This window comes from Paracoccus sp. MC1854 (genome assembly GCF_014164635.1).
Classification (GTDB): domain Bacteria; phylum Pseudomonadota; class Alphaproteobacteria; order Rhodobacterales; family Rhodobacteraceae; genus Paracoccus.
Genome location: NZ_JACJFU010000131.1, coordinates 1 through 855 on the forward strand (window position 1 = coordinate 1; position 855 = coordinate 855).

An 855-nucleotide genomic window follows, 5' to 3' on the forward strand; every position below is an offset into this window, starting at 1 on the left:
TAGGTCATGTTGACAAATGGCGGAGCCAGAGGCGGATGGAGGTAACGTCGATGAATGCCAGGTAGCTTTCGGCGGTTTTGTCGTAGCGGGTGGCGACGCGGCGGGCGTTCTTCAGCTTGTTGAAGCAGCGCTCGACGAGGTTGCGCAGCCGGTAGAGGGCGCGATCCACGACTACCCGCAGCTTGCGGTTTTTCCGCATGGGGATCACCGGCAAGACGTCGCGCGCCTCCATGGTTTTTCGAACATTGTCAGAGTCGTAGCCGCGATCTGCCAGCAGAACGGAAGGCTCTGGCAGGTTGTCGGACATGACCAGATCGAAGCCCTTGTAGTCCGATGTCTGCCCCGGCGTAATCTCTATCCTCATGGGCAGGCCCGCGCTGTTGACGCGGAGGTGGATCTTGGTTGTGAAACCACCCCTTGAACGGCCGAAACCCTGCCGCGGAGTCCCCCTTTTGCGCCCGCTGCCTGATGGTGGGCGCGGACCACGGTGCTGTCGATCATCTGCAGGGCGTCGGGAACCGCCTTGCTCTCGTTCAACGCATCCATGATCTGCTCCCACAGCCCGGCCAGCGTCCAGCGTCGGAACTGGCGATAGACGGAGAACCACTTGCCGAACTCCTCGGGCAGGTCCCGCCACGGCGAGCCGGTGCGAGCGATCCAGAAAATGCCATCTAGAACAAGACGATGGTTCACAGGTTTGCGTCCACTGGGCGCGCGCACGGCCCGGATGAAGGGCTCATGGAACGCCCATTCCTCGTCCGACATCAGGTCTCGTGCCAAGCTGGTCTCCATCGCAGATACCGGCTTGAATCACGATCAGCGCGCCATGAGAATCCCTTTTGTCAACAGGACCTA

1 protein-coding gene is annotated in these 855 nt (G+C 61.1%); it reads right to left on the reverse strand.

All coding sequences use genetic code 11. From position 1 onward, the window contains the following. Positions 1–4: 4 nt before the first annotated feature. Positions 5–792 (reverse strand): IS5 family transposase gene (locus H5395_RS18430; protein WP_182794002.1). Its coding sequence is split into 2 segments (ribosomal slippage): positions 5–456 and positions 456–792, totalling 789 coding nucleotides; the frame shifts between segments, so codons are not numbered across the junction. Positions 793–855: the final 63 nt, after the last annotated feature.